The following is a 14,136-nucleotide window of genomic DNA, read 5'->3' as shown; positions in this document are numbered from 1 at the left end:
ATCTCCTCCTTCTTACACGGTCAAAGCCTTTTGAGATAAATAACGGCAATAGGCAAGCAGTCTACAGTATAATTCTTCCTCTTTTTCCGGGGAGGTGCCAAGTACAATTTTTCGTCCTGGTTTTGAGTTCATATCTAAAATCCAAATGGCCCCTCTGCGATCAATGCAGATATCGATTCCTAATTCAAAAAGCGGTGAGAAAGCCTTTTCCAATGCGGCAGGTATGAGTGGGATGAGGCTATCGATTTCTTCGCATATAAACTTTCGTTGAGATGAAGGAAATCCATGCAGCCCCTCGTCAAAAGAAAGCACTTCTGCTCCCTGGCTGATGTTCGTCAATATATGACCGTTTTTTGCTTGACGAATGCCCCTTCCAGCTTCTTTCCATAAGCCGCTCTCTTCTTTTTGTAGTAGAACCCGAATATCAAATGGTTTTCCTTCGTAGTTGCAAATGTTCAACAGCGGCTGTATAAGAAGAGGAACTCTTTCCAATTTCCGCGATATCCATTTGTGGAAGGAAGCTTCGTCGTGGAAGCTTATTTCGGATAGATCTTTACCAAATTGGGACTGGACTTTTACTTGTTTTTTATAAATGGATACAGCCATAATTCCTTTTCCTTGGGATCCATTATTCGGTTTTAATAGAATGGCCTTTTCTTTTAGCAGCGTTTGAAAGATGTGAGAAGAGGACTGAGCCATTTCTGTTCTAGGAATATAGGAAGACAGTACAGGGTGGTTAAGCAATGCTTCATAAACTTCTGCTTTTCCTGGTAAACCGTGTCCTAAAAAAGTGGTAAGAGGGGACATCTTCAGCCACTGGACAATTGGTTTGGCACGTTTTGAAATGGAATCATGTTTATAAAAACAACGATCATATATAAAAGATGGAAGAGGGAAAGCTGCCTCCTTCCATTCATTCGTTGCTGTATCATATTCTTCTCCATATACGAGTTCATCCTCAGGACGAATACAGAATGGAGTAAATCGGTAACACGTAATTCCATATTGGTGAGCACGTCTGGCCATTTCTGTCACGTATTGATGTTCCTGCTGGGGGCGAATGGTTAAAAAGCCGAAAGAAATCATCAATTTATACCTCCTCAATCGAATGCCCTGCTAAATAGGCGCAATATTGAACAATAGCCTTTGTAGAGGGTCGAAAAGTTTTGTCTGTAATGGAATTTTGCTGTTTGGATGGCTTTGTGTTGATTTCAATAATCCACGGATGTCCATCCGTGTCAATGGCCAAGTCAATTCCAAGTTCAGCAAACAGCCCGTTTGTAGAAACCGTAATGCAATGGCAAATATCAAGTGACAATTCCTTAAGCAGTTTGATCACTTGTTTTGTGGTTCGGCGATCATATGTTTCTTGCAATACAGCATGAACATTCACTATTTCCCCGCCTCTGGCCAAATTGGATACGAAGTTTCCTTGCTGGGAAACGCGAGCGACGAGAGATGTGACTTTCCACTCCGTCTCCTTTATACGGTGACAGAGAATACGAAAGTCAAAAGGGCAGCCTTTGTATGTTTGCAATGGAAGGGCTTTTTGGATTAAAAAACTTTGTTTTGTAAACTGAGTGTATAGCGACTGAAATAGGCTGTGAAAAGTCAGATGCTCTTTTTCATAGGGCTGCGAAAAGGTTGTGTAATCAACATGATAGACCTGGTCCTCTTGCTTGATGCGAAAAATATGCTTACCCTGACTTCCATGAATGGGTTTCAGGAAAATAGCAGAATGAGAGGATAGAGCATCAATTAGGTCCTCCTTTTTATGAAGTTGATAAGTTTCAGGTAAGTATGGGCATAGATGATCGAAACTCGATAACAACGTAAATATTGACCACTTATCTAAAAAATGAGCATTGAAATAAGGAGTTCCTTCTTTTTTCATTCTCTCAACCGCCTTTTGAAACAGCATTGTTTTTTCGACTTTGCGAGAATGAAGACGATTATGAACTACGTCAGGATACGGGACATCTGCCAGGGTCCAGCAGTCATGCAGCCTAATATAGCCTTTGATAGAAGAGCGCAAGAAACTTTTCAAGGAACAGACATAAAAGAAAAATCCATGCCGCTGGCAGTACTGGGCCATTTCCTCGCAAAAACCGGTAATGGGGCCGAATAATAAGTTTTCTTCCTCCTTGCGGATTTCCGTCAAAACGGCAATGACCGGGCTAAGCATAAGTTTGTTTTTGTTCGTAACAGAGGCGTGAATCATAAAGTTTTCGACAGGCAAGCTCAAGGAATTCAAACAGGATAGTGAACACTCAAAGATGTTTTCGTCTGTTTGCAGAGAAGAGATGATTACTTGATATTCGCGCCGACCGCATTGAATGATGAGTTGGGGCGGAAGCGATAATGCTTGAATCAAAGGTTTGCTTACAAACAATACATTGTCAGCAGCTTTTTGTTCGGATGGTTTAATTTTTATGATCATCTTGTTCATAGTCCTCGTTTTTTATTAGGCGAATGTTTATAATGTATCGTATGAGAAAAAAACAAAACGGTGAAATAAAATAAAATGTCCATTAAAGGGAGAGTTTACCGTTCTGTTAGAACGCGATAAATTCAGTGTGAGAGGTTAGGAAAAAATGGATCAACTTATGGTTGTCATAATGATGATTCTCATCGGAGCGTTTCAAGGTGTGGTTGCCCTGTTCATCTAAAGGATTTCTTGTTCTGAAGATGCACTACTTTGAATAGTTTGTTATAGTGAAAGAGGAAAAGGCGTTTTCATAGCCTTAATTCACGTTAGGAGGAATTTTATGTCTATAAACTTATACGATTATGCTTATAATTTAGAAAAGGCATTGCGTCAAAGCGATGAATATACAACGTTAGAAAAATGGTATGGTGAGGTAAGTGCAGACCCGGCGGCACAACAGTTGTTTGACAAGTTCCGCAATATACAAATTGAATTACAGCAAAAGCAAATGATGGGACAAGAAATTACCCAGCGAGAAGTAGAAGAAGCACAGAAAACAGTGGCAGTCGTGCAGCAACATCCAAAAATCGCGCAATTGATGCAAGCGGAACAGCGCATGAACACAACATTCATGGAGTTAAACAAAATCATCACAAAGCCGCTTGAAGAATTATACGGAGTTCCAAACGCTGAATAAGCGGGAAATGACTGCTTAAACAGAGTACTTGTACAATACTGGATATGGTTAGCAAACGCTCGTCTTTCATATGATGGGCGTTTATTTTTTTATTTTGATGAATATTTCTTATTGGTGGATTTATATAAATCCACATAAATCATTTGACGTGGATAAAAAACATCCACGCAAATTATTTACGCATAAGCGGCTGCCAATCTCCCTTACGGGTTCTTGTCAGCCGCTTATACGAGAACCTTTGAAAGCTCGTTCAAGATGAGAGAACAGAAAGGCGCAAATAGAAGAAAGTCCGGTGACAGAGGTTAAAAAATTAAATAGGACTTATATATAAATCCATGTAAAGAAGTTCAAAGACAACAACTTGACGTTAAATTATTAAGTTGGAGTTATATAAGCTGTTTAAAAAGATATTGATATACAAAAGTTCTAAAATGGGGCAAACCGTCATAAGGGTGTAATAGATGCATTTAGACATCAAAGGGAGAGGGGATCCTCACATGGCTTATAGATTATTAGCGCTCAATATTGATGGAACTCTTTTAAATAGTCAAGGACGCTTAACGCGTGAGACAAAAGAAGCAATCGAATATGTCAAAAATAAAGGGGTATACATCACATTGGTGACCAACCGCCACTTTTTATCCGCTAAGAAAATTGCTAAAGCACTGAGAGTTCAATCTTCTTTATTGATTACTCACAGCGGCGGCTTTATCGGTTCAACTGTCGATAAGCCGATATTCGAAAAGAGAATTAGTGAAGAAAAAACGTTTAATTTAGTGCAAGTGCTAGAAAACTTCGATTGTCACATCCGTATTCTTCATGAACGTTTTTCGGTGGCGAATCGTGTGAAATTGCAAGGAAATGCGGTCGCAAAAACGGTTTTGCGCTCAGGAGAACCACTTTTTTATCCGATTCAATTTGTAGATTCTTTGGGAGACACATTGCGAGATGAGCCGGTGGCGACACCAAAGATTGAAGTGTATTTTTCAAGTGAAAAAGAGAAAGAGCAGGCCGAGCGAACCATTGCTTCTGCTTTTCAAGGAACCGAGTGGTTTACGTACCCGAATGAAGACCGTTGTTACATTACAGCAGGAGGGGTCACAAAGGCATCCGGCCTTCGTTTGGTAGCTCAGCATTTATCCATTCCGATGAATGAAGTGGTTGTTATCGGAAACTATTTTGATGATATCGAGATGGTAGAGCAGGCGGGTATGGGAGTAGCGATGGGGCATTCGCCTAATGAATTAAAACGAGTAGCCGGTTGGGTAACACGTTCAAATAGTGAGAACGGTGTGGCCTACATGGTAAAAGAGTTATTCCGAAAACAACAAAGAATTGGATATTTGTATCATTTAAATAGCTAGACCAGAAGATGAGGATGTCTGTTAAAAATCAACATTATGAAGATAGTATACAGGTGAATGACCGCATTTTGACCAAAACTATAGAATCTTGGAAAAGCCTCTCATTAATTCGCTAAATTTTTGTGAGGCTTTTTCTTCTAAGTTTTTTATCATGTGAGCACATAAATGTTCATTGTGATGTCGATGGCCAAGCTCATGGTGCTGCATGATGTGGTGATTGTGGATACTCACAAAGATTGGATGAAAAAAGAAGATCAGTGGATGGCGTGCCGAACACGCTGTTCACTTTTTAAAAGGTGCTCCACAAGAACGGGAACGGATTGCACACGGTTTGGTGGAGAGGAGATTCCGGGGATTAGGGATTAGACAAAAAAATTGTATGGTAGTTCCTACTTACGATGAGTCCTCTTTTGATATTCAATTATAAATACATCAAGTATTTGGCCTATTTCTAAAGCCTCATTACTATTGAGCCCCTTTTGGATCCCGATCTCTATAAGGATCTTTCTTAAACTTTCAATCCGATCTAGAAGTTGTTTTTCATCTATATCGTTATCTATTAGTAACTTTAACATTATGAAAGACTCCTTGTAGGTATAAAGTAACGGCAAATATGAATTTTACCAAAAATTACTTGGCGATGTAAATATATTTACCTTGGGTGGTTTTTACAAAGATAAACCAAAAGAGCAAGTTTGTTTCATAAAAAAACATTCCTAATCAGGAATGCTGGATTTTACTTTAAATTAAATTGGTTATCTACTGTCAGTCTGGATCTCGTTAAGTAGCTTATCTAGCTCTTGACTTAGTTTCACAGTTGATGGGTTTGACAATCCATATGTTAAAGCATGATCAATCAGAATCCGCTTCATCTCATTAATATGATTCAATAATTGTTGGGATTTTGATTCGGATTTAAATTTATAAAGGTTCAACATAACAGGTGGTACACTCCATTTATGGTTAAAATTAACATGATAAATTTTATCATTAATTCAATAAAATAGAAGGGTTTATTTGGCATTTTTTGATGATTTTTGAACTTTTTTTGGAAGTTAAGGCTCTAAACAAAATGATAGTTCTGTTTATTGAGGAAGGAATCATTGATAGGAGCAAATAACATCACTTAAAAGTAAGATATCTTTGTAAATTTCCTGTTTGATGGTTCCTTCTTCACATTTATTATAATCGTTTAATAAACGGCCAAGTTCTTCAATAAATAAGAGTATCTCATCATTATAAAGCATAATTAAGACTCCTTTCGTGAAAATAGTACCAGTGCTAGTATATAGGATATTTGTCTCATTTTAAATATTTTCTACAAAAAATCCAATGAATATACAAGATATAGCAATATGATGAAACTTAATGCGTAGTACGTTTATAAATCGCAATAAAATAATAATTTTATGTGTGGAAAAGATTCCTTTCTTTAATTTCGGAGTATGATAAATCGATAATCATAGCTGGAAGTGAGGGTTCTTTATGCTAAGTGCGGTAGGGGCAGTAAGTGTGAATCGTGTTAGTGACAGTGGAGTGGTAAGATTTGGAGACTCTGTTACCATTTCACCGAAAACTACACAAAGGCATATTTAGGTCCTGGTTCTGTTAATACAGGTGAATTTATCAGGGTGGACAATATAAAAAGTGTAACCAATGTTAATGACGCAGATATAAGTGATCAAAATCAAGTAGGGAATGCTTAGGGATATATGGAGCATCGGGCTTCAGCCCTTTGCCGGAAGGGGAATGGACAAGCTTATAAAGGTGACCCCAATGCGTATTTTTGTAGATGGAATTGGAATTTTATGAAGGAAACACAAGAGTAAATTTGATACCAAAAAGAGCACCCTTATCTGCCTGGTGCTCCGGATGGATTGTAGTAAGGAGGAACCCTTAACCAACCTCTTTTTCTCATAAGAGTTTTGAGGGTAGTGCCAAATGTTAGCATTTCAATTTGAAATTCTACCCAAATGTTACCTAGGTCGTTTCGAATAGCCTGTGCTTGTCCAGTAGCACAATTCACGATAGCTGTCGCCATTTTAAGTGAAACACCATTTGCTATTTCATCGTCCGTTAGTTTTGCTCCTAGTGGAATCCCACTGGGCTCAGAAATATATCAAAATGCTAAATATGAAATATTTCGACAAAATACAACCAATAGAAAATGTTGTGGTCCTCAGATGAATTAGGGGGCCATTAATCCCGATAGCGTAGAATGGGAAATTAAATTCAGCCCATTATGGAATGTGGATTCTAAAACAGATGCAGAGATTCGTAAGCTTATTGCTGAAACCGATCAGATTTATAATGTTTGATTATTTGTAAGAAAAACAAATGGAAATATAGGAATAATTTACATGCGAAAATACGAAAACTGCTCTCTATAATGATTCGTACCGTCCGATAATAAAAATAGAAAAATCGGGAGGGATACGCATCATGAAAAAAAAGCAGTGGGTAATAGGAATGACAATGGCTGCACTTTTAGTCACCGGGGCAAACGAAACGTCTGCTCATGAAAAAATATATACTATTCAATCAAGGGATTCACTTTACAAGATTTCGAGGCAAAATGGTGTTTCTATTGAAAATTTAAAAACGTGGAATGGCCTTAAAAACGACAATATTTATGTTGGTCAAACCTTGACGCTTTTAGCTCCTCATTCACATGAAGCAACTTATACGGTGAAATCGGGAGATACTTTATTTTTGATTGCAAAAGCACATAATGTGTTAATTGCAGATATCAAACGTAAAAACAATCTAGCTGGTGATCTTATTTATGTTGGTCAAAAACTACTTATTCCAACAGAAAAAGGGATAGATAGTTCGAGAGATTCGTCAACGAAAGTGAATGTAACTGATGCTAATCGAACATTATTTCCGGACAAATCGGAAACATCAGCGTCAACATATGCAACTATCCATAAAGTTCAAGCAGGCGAATATCTAAGTGTAATTGCCCCAAAATATAATACAACTGTTGAAAAAATTAAAAGTCTAAATGGTTTAACATCTAATACGATTTATGTAGGCCAAGAATTAAAGGTAACAGAAGGTGCAAGACCGGCGTCGGCTACTCCGTCTTTTTTACGGGACGGAATATTTCCTTTAGCTAAAGGAACATATCAACCGTATGGAGATACATGGGGTGCTTCTCGTCAATACGGCGGAGATCGAGTACATGAAGGGACAGATATTTTTGCGGCCAAGGGCACGCCGATTTATTCTTCAACAGATGGGAGAATTGTAAGTTACGGTTGGAACCAACTTGGTGGTTGGAGAATTACAATAAAAACAAATGAAGGATACTCCTTATACTATGCGCACATGAGTAAGTATGCAACCGGCTTAGGTGTTGGAGTTTCTGTGAAAAAAGGGCAAATGATTGGTTATGTTGGGGATAGTGGATACGGTCCTCAAGGAACCACTGGGAAATTTGTTCCACATTTGCATTTTGGAATATATGATCCACATTGGAAGGCTATAAATGGTTATGATAACTTACGCTATTGGGAATTAAATAATAAATAACTACAAAGTCTAACCTTCCCAATGGCAATTTTAATATTTTTTGTGACTATTAGTTTAACAACATCGATATAACTCAAGCAAAAATGAAAGAAGTACTTAGAATAAATAACGTGAGTCTCTACAAAAGCAGTGAACTGTATTTAATTTGACAAAACCTAACCTTTTCATTTTTAGTCACCGTGACATCCGTTATGAGAAATTGGTGAATGTATCTCAAGTTTACATCGATACAATCAGAATGTGTAGTAATTTTATACAAAGGACACCTAAAATGGAACAATCTGCAACTCCGCGAATCCCTTTAAGAGATTGACCTCATAATATATGTTCTGTAAACTTATAGAAGTTTCATATACGCTAATTTGAAAGGTGATATCATTGAACATATATATTCAAGGTTTAGGTGATGAGCGTTTTCAACGTCCGTTGGAGCTAATCGCGGATTTGTTTTTCGAAGAAAGCGTTGTGTCACAACAACCAATTGAAAATTCAAATATCGAGGTAGTATTCGAGTTAAGCATAGAGGGAAAAGCGGCAGCCAAGGCTGTATTAACCGATAAGAAGACAGGCCTTACACATACTGCTTCATTTGAAAAGGATTTATTAGGCATGGAAACGGAAAAAGAGCGTTTTAAACAAGTGAAAAACGTGGTGTCACATGTCTATTTGACCGTGCTGCAGGACTTTACAGGAATTGTACAAAAGTGGGGGATTTTGACGGGGGTGCGCCCGACTAAGCTTCTTCACAAGAAACTGCATGCAGGGGAAATCCAGGAAGCAGCTCACAAACAATTAAAAGAAGAATATTTGATTACAGATGAAAAAATCCAGTTAATGCAGCAAATTGTTGATCGCCAGTTGGCAGTCGTGCCAGATTTATATGATTTATCAAACGAAGTAAGTATTTATATAGGGATTCCATTCTGTCCGACGAAATGCGCGTATTGTACATTCCCGGCTTATGCGATCAATGGACGCCAGGGCTCAGTGGATTCTTTCTTGGGAGGATTGCATTACGAAATGCGTGAAGTCGGGCGCTGGCTCAAAGAAAATGGCATAAAAATCACGACAGTTTATTATGGCGGAGGAACACCGACAAGCATTACGGCTGAAGAAATGGACATGTTATATGAGGAAATGTATGAGTCATTCCCGGATGTAGCCAATGTTCGTGAAATTACCGTAGAAGCAGGCAGACCTGACACGATTACGCCGGAAAAGTTGGAAGTCTTGAAAAAATGGAATATTGACCGTATTAGTATCAACCCACAGTCTTATATTCAAGAAACATTGAAAGCTATTGGGCGTCATCATACCGTTGAAGAGACCGTGACAAAATTCCACTTGGCACGTGAAATGGGGATGAACAATATTAACATGGACTTGATTATCGGCTTACCGGGTGAAGGAGTACCGGAGTTTCAGCACACATTGGATGAAACAGAAAAATTAATGCCGGAATCTTTGACAGTTCACACATTGTCATTTAAACGAGCGTCCGAAATGACAAAAAATAAGCAAAAATATAAAGTGGCAGACCGCGATGAAGTAAGCAAAATGATGGATATGGCAACAGAGTGGACGAAAGAGCACGATTATGTTCCGTACTATTTATACCGTCAGAAAAACATTTTAGGAAATTTAGAAAACGTCGGTTATTCACTTCCGGGGCAAGAAAGCATCTATAACATTATGATTATGGAAGAGCAACAATCGATCATTGGGTTAGGCTGCGGAGCTTCCAGTAAATTTGTTCATCCGAAAACAGGGAAAATTACGCGTTTTGCCAATCCGAAAGATCCTAAATCATATAATGATGGATTTAAGCATTATACAGAAGAAAAAATTAACATTTTAAACGAATTATTCAAAGGGAGGGGCTGACTCAAAAGCCTCCAGATGACGGCAATCATCCATTTTTTCTGTGATGGGCCTTCATCGCAATGCTTGGTTTTCCTGAGTTTTTAATGGCGGTCCATCATAGGAGGGTGTCCCAAAAGTATGTTCTTTGTACTTGGGGCGCCCTCTTTCCCAAAAGAAACCGTCACGGGAATTCTGCTAAAACTAAGAATTCTTTGTGACGGTTTCTGCTTGATTTATCCTTTGTTAAGGAAGAACGTTTTGTTACTTCTTCATGTTTACATAATCAAACGGTGTTGCTTGATATATTTGTCTAAGTGTCTCCTGGCATAGTCAAAAGCATCTCTTTCTGTCATTCTTTGTTCATAAGGTAATGTTTTGTCTGTTTCAAAGTGTGTTTCCAGCTCTGGTATATCTTCCTGCATGACATGTCGTAATTCATGAAATAAAGTTTGAAGGAGAGGAAGATATTCATTGAAACGAAAAATAAAAACAATTCCTACCTCTCTCCAGTAAACGCCGGAAGCATACTGTAAATATTCCGTTTCTTCTTTTCCCAACTCGGAAACGATTTTGTTTGCCTCACACGCATCGCAAAAAATGACAGGTAAATCAAACTTCTTTTCCATACAAGCGAATATTTCCTTCTTTAAAGTGGAAAGATTCCATGAAAACCCTTCATCTAATACATACCATTTGTTATCCCGCTGATAGATTCTTCGCTTATTGACTACCTGATTTAAATCCATGCGTCCCCTCCTATTTTGCTTTGTACGCAAAGACTTTGGTTTTACTAGCATCTTTGGAGATTTTGGCCATTCCCATACATACAAATTGATTAACGAATACTTTTTCATTATTGATAGAGAGAGGAACAGACGGCTGCTTTGACTAAAGGGCAAAAATACAGGTATGGAAACGCCGCGATATCAAGAAAAACTTTTTCTGGATGATAAGGCTGGGAAAAGGGATGTAAAAAGGTGTGTCGAAATAATATATATGGTCATTTTGACAACTAAATTCGAAAGCGCTTGCCAAAATGTTTAAGGGGTGATAGGAGATGATGGATGTTCAATTAACCGTCCCGCTCATGATGGAACGGGCCGAGAAATTTTTCGCGAAAAAGAAAGTGATTTCCCGTACAGCTAATGGAATTCAACGGTTGTCTTATGGTGAAATCGGCCGCAGAACAAGACAGCTTTCCAGCATACTCGTTGATTTCGGAGTAGAAAAAGGAGATAAAGTCGGAACGTTTGCGTGGAATCACCATCGCCATCTAGAAGCTTATTTCGCTATTCCCGGCATGGGCGCCGTTTTACATACGATTAATATTCGTCTTGATCCGAACCAAATTGCCTATATCATTAATCATGCAGAAGATCGGGTTCTTCTCATTGATGATTGCTTCTTACCGCTTTTTGAACAAATCAAAGACGACCTTAAAACTGTTAAAGCCTATATCATCATGACTGACAATGAAGAGCTTCCGCCAACAAGCCTGTATCCTGTTCACCACTATGAGAAAATCCTTCAACAAGGAAATCCCACATACGAGTTTTACAAAGAAATAAATGAGCAGGAACCAGCCGGGCTTTGCTATACGTCTGCGACTACAGGCGATCCAAAAGGAGTGTTATATTCTCATCGCTCGATTGTTCTGCACAGCATGGCATTGGGCCTTGCCGATAATGCAGCGGTATCAGAATCGGATATTGCTATGCCTGTTGTCCCGATGTTTCACGTAAACGCCTGGGGGTTGCCATTTGCGGCGGTCTGGTTCGGTACTACCCTGGTGATGCCGGGACCATTTTTTACCCCAAAACTGCTGGCAGAATTGATTGAAAGTGAGAAAGTGACCATCGCTGCAGGGGTACCGACCATCTGGCTGGGCTTGTTGAAAGAGTTAGAAGAAAAGGAATATGACACAAGCAGCTTGCGGGCAGTTTTATGCGGCGGTTCCGCTGCACCGAAAGGAGTCATTGAACGGTTTGAAAAGAAGTTTAACATCCCGTTTGTGCATGCATACGGCATGACCGAGACAAGTCCGCTTGTTGTGCTATCTCGCCTAAAAAGCTATCAATCTAATATAACGGATGAAGAAAAATACGAGTATAAAGCGAAACAAGGATTACTTGTTCCCGGTGTCGAAATGAAAGTCATGGGAAAAGACGGAGAAGTGAAGTGGGATGGAAAAGAAATGGGTGAATTGCTATTACGAGGTCCATGGATTGCCTCTGAATACCACAAAGACGACCGCAGCCATGGCGCTTTTTGTGATGGCTGGCTTTATACGGGAGATGTTGTCACGGTGGATGAAGAGGGATTCATTAAAATTGTGGACCGAACAAAAGATTTGATTAAAAGCGGAGGGGAGTGGATTTCTTCAGTCGATCTGGAAAATGCGTTAATGGCACACGAATCGGTGTTTGAAGCGGCAGTGGTACCTGTACCCCATGAACAATGGCAAGAGCGTCCGATTGCCTGTGTGGTGTTAAAGGAAAGCGCCAAAAACCATGTAACAAAAGAGGAATTAATGCAGTTCTTAGCACCGCAATTTGCTAAATGGTGGCTGCCGGATGATATTTTATTTTTAGATGAAATCCCTAAAACATCTGTAGGAAAATTTTTGAAGCGAACATTGCGTGACCAAATATTGACTCATTATCAATCAGAATAAAAGGGAGTGAACGTCAACATGAACAATCGTTTGGTTGAGCTAGCATTTACAGACCGGGTGGCAACATTAACCTTGAATCGTCCGCAATCCTATAACGCTTTGAATCAAGAAATGTTAAAAGAAATGGTTGAGGCGTTGGAGGAGGTCAAAAAGAGTTCGGCTGATTTTCTTGTTTTAAAGGGAAGCGGCAAGGCTTTTTCAGCAGGCGGAGATATTAAAATGATGACAATGCCGGAAACAGGGGAACTGTTCCCGCAAATTCTCGAAACGATTGGCGCAATGGTATTAACTTTATATACAATGCCTCAATTAACAATTGCAGCCATTCACGGCTCTGCGGCAGGACTCGGCCTTAGTCTGGCGCTTGCCTGCGATTATGTCATTGCCGAAGAGCAGGCGAAGGTAGCCATGAATTTCATCGGCATCGGCTTAATTCCGGACGGTGGAGGACATTATTTTCTGAAGGAACGTTTAGGTGCTCATCAAGCGAAGCATCTCATTTGGAAGGGAGAAGTGCTGTCAGGAGCAGAGGCGCAGCGTATCGGGGTTGTAGACGAGGCGACGGCAGACCTTGAGCAGGCTTTGCAGCAAAAGCTATCTGAATGGGCCCGTAAGCCCGTGCTTGCCATGAAAGAAACAAAACAGCTTTATATGCAGCAAACGGCTGCAGAGCTTCAGCATATTTTAAAGATGGAAACAAAGGGACAAGCTAAAATGAGGGATACGAAAGATCATCGGGAAGGCATACAGGCTTTCTTGGAAAAACGTCTCCCAACATTTGCAGGAAGATAAGACACATGAAGGAGCTGATTCAAAAGTCCTCTCCTAGAAGTATAAACTGTTTTTAAAGCAAATGAAGCGTCAGGAAAACCCTTGATTTTGGTGGATTTTTCATAACGCTTCATTTGAGGGGTTGTCCCCAAACGACATGATACCTATCGTTTGGGGACAACCCCTTTCATTTTAAAATAATATTACAGCTCTTTACCCGAACTTATAAGTAAGTTTTTTTAGCGGTGAAACAGCAGCAGTTTTCCGCTTGGGGATGTGCAGCGATGTGTTTTATCCGCAAACTGAAGTTCGTGCAAGCGAGTTTCCCCCAGCTTTTTCGCTTCAGCATCGTTTGCTGCTTCGAATGTTTCATCGAGCAGCTTCTCCCCATCTTTTTCAAATACCGTCAATGTGTAAATTCCCATTCCCTATCCCCCTTCATCTGTTGTTCAATACATTATTCTCACTAACTAGACATTTTCCTGCTAAAATTTTTATGAAACATTTCAGCTGCTCATCCTTGATGAACCATTCAGCGGGCTGGATCCCATCAATGTAGAATTGTTGAAAGAAGGATTATTAGATTTAAAGGCACAGGGGATCACCATCATATTTTCCAGCCATCGGATGGAGCATAGAGGAAGAAAGGTATGAAAGTCTTTGTATTATGCATCATGGAAAGCCGGTCGTCCATGTCAGGCAAGGGAACTTGTCTACATTCTGCTATTTATCATTTATGTAAGTGTTATTATGTATGGTAAATAAAGGTTAAAAAACTGAATCCGTATATTCGTATTTTAAA

The 14,136-nt window shown here is 39.4% G+C and carries 15 protein-coding genes and 2 pseudogenes; 9 read left to right on the top strand and 8 right to left on the bottom strand.

Going from position 1 to position 14,136, the window contains the following annotated elements:
* Positions 1-12 precede the first annotated feature (12 nt).
* Complete coding sequence (locus tag ACFOU2_RS09975) at positions 13-1,086, bottom strand: YheC/YheD family endospore coat-associated protein (protein ID WP_377914678.1); 1,074 nt, start codon at positions 1,084-1,086, stop codon at positions 13-15.
* Between the two features lie 4 nt (positions 1,087-1,090).
* A complete protein-coding gene (locus tag ACFOU2_RS09970; protein WP_377914676.1) occupies positions 1,091-2,440 on the bottom strand; it encodes a YheC/YheD family endospore coat-associated protein in 1,350 nt (449 codons plus the stop codon).
* A 328-nt stretch (positions 2,441-2,768) separates the two neighbouring features.
* Between ACFOU2_RS09970 and ACFOU2_RS09965 the strand changes: the two genes are divergently transcribed.
* From ACFOU2_RS09965 to ACFOU2_RS09955, 3 genes are all read left to right on the top strand, one after another.
* Positions 2,769-3,125 carry a YlbF family regulator gene (locus ACFOU2_RS09965; RefSeq protein ID WP_377914674.1) on the top strand — a complete coding sequence of 119 codons (357 nt, stop codon included), beginning with the start codon at positions 2,769-2,771 and terminating at the stop codon, positions 3,123-3,125.
* Between the two features lie 497 nt (positions 3,126-3,622).
* Positions 3,623-4,489, top strand: coding sequence for a Cof-type HAD-IIB family hydrolase (locus tag ACFOU2_RS09960; protein WP_377914672.1), 867 nt, complete (start codon positions 3,623-3,625; stop codon positions 4,487-4,489).
* A 165-nt stretch (positions 4,490-4,654) separates the two neighbouring features.
* Positions 4,655-4,855 (top strand): hypothetical protein, encoded by a 201-nt coding sequence (locus ACFOU2_RS09955; protein ID WP_377914912.1) that lies wholly within the window; start codon positions 4,655-4,657, stop codon positions 4,853-4,855.
* A gap of 23 nt (positions 4,856-4,878) precedes the next feature.
* On the opposite strand, the gene ACFOU2_RS09950 is transcribed toward ACFOU2_RS09955, so the two are convergent.
* From ACFOU2_RS09950 to ACFOU2_RS09940, 3 genes are all read right to left on the bottom strand, one after another.
* Positions 4,879-5,064, bottom strand: a complete 186-nt coding sequence (locus tag ACFOU2_RS09950; protein ID WP_377914670.1) for a Spo0E family sporulation regulatory protein-aspartic acid phosphatase — start codon at positions 5,062-5,064, stop codon at positions 4,879-4,881.
* Positions 5,065-5,244: 180 nt separating this feature from the next.
* Positions 5,245-5,427, bottom strand: a complete 183-nt coding sequence (locus tag ACFOU2_RS09945; protein ID WP_377914668.1) for a Spo0E family sporulation regulatory protein-aspartic acid phosphatase — start codon at positions 5,425-5,427, stop codon at positions 5,245-5,247.
* Positions 5,428-5,589: 162 nt separating this feature from the next.
* Positions 5,590-5,736, bottom strand: coding sequence for a hypothetical protein (locus tag ACFOU2_RS09940; protein ID WP_377914666.1), 147 nt, complete (start codon positions 5,734-5,736; stop codon positions 5,590-5,592).
* Between the two features lie 238 nt (positions 5,737-5,974).
* Between ACFOU2_RS09940 and ACFOU2_RS09935 the strand changes: the two are divergent.
* Positions 5,975-6,195 (top strand): annotated as a pseudogene (locus tag ACFOU2_RS09935) (spore germination protein).
* A 146-nt stretch (positions 6,196-6,341) separates the two neighbouring features.
* On the opposite strand, the gene ACFOU2_RS09930 reads toward ACFOU2_RS09935, so the two are convergent.
* A complete protein-coding gene (locus ACFOU2_RS09930; protein WP_377914894.1) occupies positions 6,342-6,587 on the bottom strand; it encodes a DUF3231 family protein in 246 nt (81 codons plus the stop codon).
* A gap of 344 nt (positions 6,588-6,931) precedes the next feature.
* Here ACFOU2_RS09930 and ACFOU2_RS09925 point away from each other — a divergent pair, with 344 nt between their 5' ends.
* Together ACFOU2_RS09925 and ACFOU2_RS09920 are read left to right on the top strand one after the other, a co-directional pair.
* Positions 6,932-8,026, top strand: a complete 1,095-nt coding sequence (locus ACFOU2_RS09925) for a LysM peptidoglycan-binding domain-containing protein (RefSeq protein ID WP_377914664.1) — start codon at positions 6,932-6,934, stop codon at positions 8,024-8,026.
* Between the two features lie 378 nt (positions 8,027-8,404).
* Entirely contained in the window at positions 8,405-9,910 is a 1,506-nt protein-coding gene (locus ACFOU2_RS09920) for a coproporphyrinogen III oxidase (protein ID WP_377914662.1), read from the top strand.
* A 254-nt stretch (positions 9,911-10,164) separates the two neighbouring features.
* On the opposite strand, the gene ACFOU2_RS09915 is transcribed toward ACFOU2_RS09920, so the two are convergent.
* Entirely contained in the window at positions 10,165-10,635 is a 471-nt protein-coding gene (locus ACFOU2_RS09915) for a DUF3920 family protein (RefSeq protein ID WP_377914660.1), read from the bottom strand.
* A 311-nt stretch (positions 10,636-10,946) separates the two neighbouring features.
* On the opposite strand from ACFOU2_RS09915, the gene ACFOU2_RS09910 reads away from it, so the two are divergent.
* Together ACFOU2_RS09910 and ACFOU2_RS09905 are read left to right on the top strand one after the other, a co-directional pair.
* The gene (locus ACFOU2_RS09910) at positions 10,947-12,563 is read left to right on the top strand and encodes a long-chain fatty acid--CoA ligase (RefSeq protein ID WP_377914658.1); all 1,617 of its coding nucleotides are present in this window, start codon (positions 10,947-10,949) and stop codon (positions 12,561-12,563) included.
* Between the two features lie 18 nt (positions 12,564-12,581).
* Entirely contained in the window at positions 12,582-13,355 is a 774-nt protein-coding gene (locus ACFOU2_RS09905) for an enoyl-CoA hydratase (protein WP_377914656.1), read from the top strand.
* 218 nt (positions 13,356-13,573) lie between these two features.
* Here the strand turns inward: ACFOU2_RS09905 and ACFOU2_RS09900 are convergent, their stop codons facing one another.
* Positions 13,574-13,759 carry a YhzD family protein gene (locus tag ACFOU2_RS09900; RefSeq protein WP_377914654.1) on the bottom strand — a complete coding sequence of 62 codons (186 nt, stop codon included), beginning with the start codon at positions 13,757-13,759 and terminating at the stop codon, positions 13,574-13,576.
* 82 nt (positions 13,760-13,841) lie between these two features.
* Between ACFOU2_RS09900 and ACFOU2_RS09895 the strand changes: the two are divergent.
* Positions 13,842-14,028, top strand: a pseudogene (locus tag ACFOU2_RS09895) (sodium ABC transporter ATP-binding protein); the annotation flags it as partial.
* Between the last annotated feature and the right edge of the window lie 108 nt (positions 14,029-14,136).

The organism is Bacillus songklensis, assembly GCF_042649685.1.
Taxonomy (GTDB): Bacteria; Bacillota; Bacilli; order Bacillales; family Bacillaceae_H; genus Bacillus_BA; species Bacillus_BA songklensis.
This window is presented reverse-complemented; position numbering and strand designations above follow the sequence as displayed.

Coding starts and splice junctions, on each gene's coding strand:
- ACFOU2_RS09975 (WP_377914678.1), bottom strand. CDS start 1,086: ATGATTTCTTTCGGCTTTTTAACCATTCGCCCCCAGCAGGAACATCAA.
- ACFOU2_RS09970 (WP_377914676.1), bottom strand. CDS start 2,440: ATGATCATAAAAATTAAACCATCCGAACAAAAAGCTGCTGACAATGTA.
- ACFOU2_RS09965 (WP_377914674.1), top strand. CDS start 2,769: ATGTCTATAAACTTATACGATTATGCTTATAATTTAGAAAAGGCATTG.
- ACFOU2_RS09960 (WP_377914672.1), top strand. CDS start 3,623: ATGGCTTATAGATTATTAGCGCTCAATATTGATGGAACTCTTTTAAAT.
- ACFOU2_RS09955 (WP_377914912.1), top strand. CDS start 4,655: ATGTTCATTGTGATGTCGATGGCCAAGCTCATGGTGCTGCATGATGTG.
- ACFOU2_RS09950 (WP_377914670.1), bottom strand. CDS start 5,064: ATGTTAAAGTTACTAATAGATAACGATATAGATGAAAAACAACTTCTA.
- ACFOU2_RS09945 (WP_377914668.1), bottom strand. CDS start 5,427: ATGTTGAACCTTTATAAATTTAAATCCGAATCAAAATCCCAACAATTA.
- ACFOU2_RS09940 (WP_377914666.1), bottom strand. CDS start 5,736: ATGCTTTATAATGATGAGATACTCTTATTTATTGAAGAACTTGGCCGT.
- ACFOU2_RS09925 (WP_377914664.1), top strand. CDS start 6,932: ATGAAAAAAAAGCAGTGGGTAATAGGAATGACAATGGCTGCACTTTTA.
- ACFOU2_RS09915 (WP_377914660.1), bottom strand. CDS start 10,635: ATGGATTTAAATCAGGTAGTCAATAAGCGAAGAATCTATCAGCGGGAT.
- ACFOU2_RS09910 (WP_377914658.1), top strand. CDS start 10,947: ATGATGGATGTTCAATTAACCGTCCCGCTCATGATGGAACGGGCCGAG.
- ACFOU2_RS09905 (WP_377914656.1), top strand. CDS start 12,582: ATGAACAATCGTTTGGTTGAGCTAGCATTTACAGACCGGGTGGCAACA.
- ACFOU2_RS09900 (WP_377914654.1), bottom strand. CDS start 13,759: ATGGGAATTTACACATTGACGGTATTTGAAAAAGATGGGGAGAAGCTG.